This is a genomic window from Candidatus Caldatribacterium sp. (assembly GCA_014359405.1).
In the GTDB taxonomy this organism is placed as follows: domain Bacteria; phylum Atribacterota; class Atribacteria; order Atribacterales; family Caldatribacteriaceae; genus Caldatribacterium; species Caldatribacterium oleiphilum.
Map to the genome: position 1 here is coordinate 692 of JACIZN010000125.1, position 4,380 is coordinate 5,071.

4 protein-coding genes and 1 pseudogene are annotated in these 4,380 nt (G+C 52.8%); 2 read left to right on the top strand and 3 right to left on the bottom strand.

Annotated features, from left to right (window positions below; translation table 11 throughout):
* The first annotated feature begins 16 nt into the window (after window positions 1-16).
* A pseudogene (locus tag H5U36_08800) lies at window positions 17-265 on the top strand (hypothetical protein).
* Between the two features lie 969 nt (window positions 266-1,234).
* Here the strand turns inward: H5U36_08800 and H5U36_08805 are convergent.
* From H5U36_08805 to H5U36_08815, 3 genes are all read right to left on the bottom strand, one after another.
* Window positions 1,235-1,849, bottom strand: a complete 615-nt coding sequence (locus H5U36_08805) for a hypothetical protein (protein ID MBC7218215.1) — start codon at window positions 1,847-1,849, stop codon at window positions 1,235-1,237.
* 218 nt (window positions 1,850-2,067) lie between these two features.
* Window positions 2,068-2,445, bottom strand: coding sequence for a hypothetical protein (locus tag H5U36_08810; GenBank protein ID MBC7218216.1), 378 nt, complete (start codon window positions 2,443-2,445; stop codon window positions 2,068-2,070).
* A 278-nt stretch (window positions 2,446-2,723) separates the two neighbouring features.
* A complete protein-coding gene (locus H5U36_08815; protein MBC7218217.1) occupies window positions 2,724-3,902 on the bottom strand; it encodes an aminopeptidase P family protein in 1,179 nt (392 codons plus the stop codon).
* Between the two features lie 275 nt (window positions 3,903-4,177).
* Here H5U36_08815 and H5U36_08820 point away from each other — a divergent pair.
* Window positions 4,178-4,380, top strand: a 203-nt coding sequence (locus tag H5U36_08820) for a nucleotidyltransferase domain-containing protein (GenBank protein MBC7218218.1), incomplete at its 3' end; no start/stop codon positions are given.

The following is a 4,380-nucleotide window of genomic DNA, read 5'->3' on the forward strand; positions in this document are numbered from 1 at the left end:
CGCTTTTTGAAGGAAAAAAGGCGAAGGGGAAAAGCTTCTGCGGATCCTGAGGCTCGCTGAAGAAGCCGTCCTCTTTGCCGAGGACGCCTTCCCTAACTCCCCCGGGGTGGAAAAGCTCAAGAAAGCCATCGAGTACCTCAGGGGCGCCCTTGCGAAAGCCGGGATAAAGCTTGAGGACAAAGAGCTCGAAGCCAAAGTCCGGGTAGCGTACCAGAGGCTCCAGGGAGAAGCCCTTGAGCGGATTTTGGAACGATTGCGGCGCTGAAAACCCGTCCCCAGGCTCCCCTCCTTCTCATCCCCGGGGATTTTGCCAAAATCACGCGAGAGTCTCGGGAATCCTACTCCTCATCTGGGTGGTTCCCCGAAGGACCGAATGACTCCCTGGGTCCTGGAGCCCCTCCCTGAGGCCATTTCCCGATTTGCGAAAAAGGGTGATTTGGGGAGAAAGTGCCTTGAGATGGGGCTTCCCTCGCTTTGTCCTCCCTTTTGGAGGGACTCAAAAAGGGGAGGAAATCTTCGCAAATCCCCTTTTCCCTTTTCTTCAAGAGGAGATTTGCGAAAATGGAGGGAATACCCCGGAAAGGAAACCAGGATTGGTGCGGCAGAGAGAGGGGTGGAAAAGGGGGATTTTCGAAAATCGATTTGGCCAGGGGAAAGGGAGAACGATTTGCGAAGTTTTCTTTTGCAAATTCTCCTTGTGTATCAAGGGTTTCCTCTTTCTCTTACCCTGCGCGGAGAGGATTTGGGAAAGAGGAATCCCTCGATTTTCGAAACTTTTCTTCCCCAGACCCTTCTCTCCCTCTTTCCATGAGGGAAAGAGACCTCTTGCTCTCAAGGAGAAACTGGGGTATACTCCCTTTAGAATCCAGGAAGGGACTGCTCTTTGACAATTCCATAGACCGTTCGCGGGATTGAAACTCATAAAAAAGCGCTCGGACTCAGCCGCGACTATGCTGAGCTTTGACAATTCTATAGACCGTTCGCGGGATTGAAACAGGCCTTAAGCCTCCCTTTCCAACATTTCTTCGTAAACTTTGGCAGCTCTATAGACCGTTCGCGGGATTGAAACTTATCTTTTTCAGTTACTAAAATAGTTACAGGAATTCCTTTGGCAACTCCATAGACCGTTCGCGGGATGGCGGTCGGGAAATAGAAAGGAATGAGCGTTTTCATCCCTTTCGGGGAAATCCAGAATACCGGCACGGGAGGCTACCGGCCCACCGGCAAGCTCTTTCTACTTCTTCCTCCCTCCAGGGGGAGAGAAAGTACCGTAAATCATCAGGTAGAGCCCTTCCAGCATGAGAAAGAGGGCAATCAGGGCAATCAGCACTGCAAAGACTTCCCGAGGGCTGGTTTTGGTGCTCAGGGTTGCAAGAAATATTGCCAGAGTAAAAAAGGGGGCTAAAATCGAAAAGATGGTGTAGTATACGAACACGCTCCCTCTGTTAAGCCCTATGCGCTGGCAGATCCAGAGAGTCACCACGAAAAAAATAACCCATGGAAGAGCAATGTAGCCTTTCCCGAAGAGTCTGAGGATGTTAACAATAATCATCCCAAAGCCGGTCAACCATACGCGCAGAAGTATCGACCCGATTTCCTGCCACTGGCCCTCCAGTACTCCTCTCCAGCCCACCCTGAGGAAAATCAAAAGGGCGATAAGAGAGTAAAAGGGGAGCGTGAAGAGATAGTACACAAAGGCACTGACGCCCCCAATTGCCCTTGCGATGGCTCTGAAGAAAATAAAGGCCAGCAGGGCAAAAGAGGCAAATCCCGGTGAGAGGAGCCCCTCAGCAACCAAACCTCCGATGAAGACCACCATGGCGAAATTGGAAAGAAAATCATGAAACACAGGGTTTACCCTCCTCTCGTGTTCTTGCCCCATACTTCTCTTGATGCCTGAAATTCACGTTCCTTAAGGCAAGAACCTCAGCGCGCCTTCCTGGGCTCTCCATCGCTCATGTTGAGGACCTCAAGGATTGTCCGGGTGATTTCCATTTTCGCCCTTGTTGCAAAGCGCCTGTCGATTTTTCCGCGTTGACGCTGAGAGGTTATCCAACTCCTCAGCCGTCAGGCGGCCTGCCTCTTGAAGATAGACAATGCCAACAACGGTAAATATCGCCGATGGTACAAAAGGTACCATCCTTCCGGTTGCCTCCAGGATAACTCCGCCAACAAAACCCCAAAATTTACCCAGGATAGTCCCAAAATGCCGCCGACAATGCCACCCAAAACGGCAAATTGAATTGCTTCCCTTATGCTCTTTACTCTGGCCTCTCGAGGGGCGGTCTCTCTCCTGTACCTCTCTGCAAGAGACGAATCCGGATTCCTGGTAACCCACTTTTCCATGAAGGCATCGTACCTTTCAATATTCCTCGAGGCGTTTACGGCCATCTCCTCCTGATTCCTGAGGGCAAAAAGGAGAGCCCTCGCATTCTCTCCTTCCATGTCCGAGGTCTTAAGAAGAGAGAAGATAAGCCCGTTCGGGGAGTATTCGCATAGTTTTTCAGCCAGTAGCCTGCCTCCTGCAGGTTGAGGTTTCTGGCCTGCCTTTTCAGGAGTTCCCGAAACTCAGCGACATTCCTCGCCACCTCTCCTCCACCCTTAAATCCCTGCCCCAGGGCGTAGCGGAGAGTCCGGGGTGCCAAAGCGAGGCTTTCGGAATCGTAACAGAAGGAGAGCCTTCGTTCAGCTTCGCCGCAGAAAGGTAAGTCTTTCACAGCTCTTCAGAGCTCAATAACCTCATTCGGTACCTCTGCGAACACCTCGCATCCGTCCTCGGTAACCCGAAAGCCAACCTCCCAGCGGAAGCCGTATTCCTCGGCGGTGAAGAAGGTATCCGCCATGAAAGTCATGTTCTTCTTCAGGCGGTACTGAGAGTTGCGCTCCACCCAAGGCTTCTCCACCTCCAGTATCCCGGTACCGTGGCAGGGTCCGTAGAGGTAGTTCGCCGCATATCCGTGGTCTTGGAAGTACTTGTAGAACTTTACAGCTATATCCCTTGCCTCCACACCTTCCCTAACCCACTCCAAGGTCTTGCGATGGGCATCAAGGCCAAACTGGATTCTTTTCCGGACATCGTCTGGCATTTTCCCAAAGAAGATCGGTCGGCCAATGGAGGAGGCATACCCTCCAAACCTCGCCCCCACGCAAATCTGAATCACTTCGCCCTCCCTGAGCCTATCAGAACCTGCCCGGTTTATAGCGCTTTTGGTCTTCTTCCCCCCGAAGACGTAGACGGGAAAGGCCTCCGATTCCGCCCCAAGGCGGTACATCGCCTCGTGGAGCAGGCCCACCACTTCGGTCTCCCGCATCCCGGGCTTTAAGATTCCAAGGACCTCCTCGAGAGCCAGGGCACTTATGCGGTGGGCCTCCCGCATCAGGGCGATCTCGTTTTCGGACTTTATCATCCTCATTTCGGTGATGATCCACTCTGCCCGAACGATTTCTCCTCCGGGACCCAGGGCTTCCCTGATGCCCTCAAGAACCGGAACAGGAAGAATGGCATAGTCCCCAAGGGCAAGCCTTTTGATTCCCCTTCCTCCGGAGACCTCGTCAAAGACATCCCGGAAAGTGGAAAGTTCAAGCTCCGGGTACTCTGGCTCTGCCGATTCCCGGTAGGCAAGGAGTTTCCGGATTTTCGGAATTTTACTCCTTTCGCGGGCAAAGGGTTCCGACTCGGGGCCGACAAGAAGGACAGGTTCCCCTTCCTTAGGGACAAGGACTCCGGCGCTCTCAAAAACCGGCCAGTAGTCACTGAGGTAGCGCACGTTGCCCTGGTCCGCTTCGTTCGAGTGCACGAGGTAAGCGTCAAAGTCGTGTTCAACGAGTTTCTCCTGGATCCTCTCAACCCTTTCCCGGAACTCGCTCTCCGGTATCCCCCAAAGCACGGTGCTCTCTTCCATAAAGCTCAAACCCCCTTCCATTTCTTTGCTCTATTATATTCCTCCTAAATACCTCCAGTGGCCCTTCAGGAAAGGTGCGCACCCGCTTTCTCCAACACTCTCCCCTACCAAGCTCCTTTCCGAATGGCAGGGCGACTCTTCTTTCTAACCCTACCCTTTGCAACCACAGAAGGGCAGAAGTGGGGAGGTTCAAAGGACCGTGTGCGTGGTACAATGATTACGGGGTTTGCCATGAAAAAGGGTGCGCATAGACGGAGGAAACCTCAAAAAAAGAACTGACGCGAATCATAGGGGAACTCGTGCAGCAGTACCACCCTGAGAGAATCATTCTCTTCGGTTCTCTGTCAAGAGGCGAGGAAACCGAAGAAAGCGATATTGATCTACTCATCATTAAAAGGACAGGGGAAAGGAGAGTAAACCGAAGGGCGGAGGCCCTGAGGGGGATTCCTCGCCGTGTTCCCCTTGACGTCATTGTGCC

Coding starts and splice junctions, on each gene's coding strand:
- H5U36_08810 (MBC7218216.1), bottom strand. CDS start 2,445: ATGGAAGGAGAGAATGCGAGGGCTCTCCTTTTTGCCCTCAGGAATCAG.
- H5U36_08815 (MBC7218217.1), bottom strand. CDS start 3,902: ATGGAAGAGAGCACCGTGCTTTGGGGGATACCGGAGAGCGAGTTCCGG.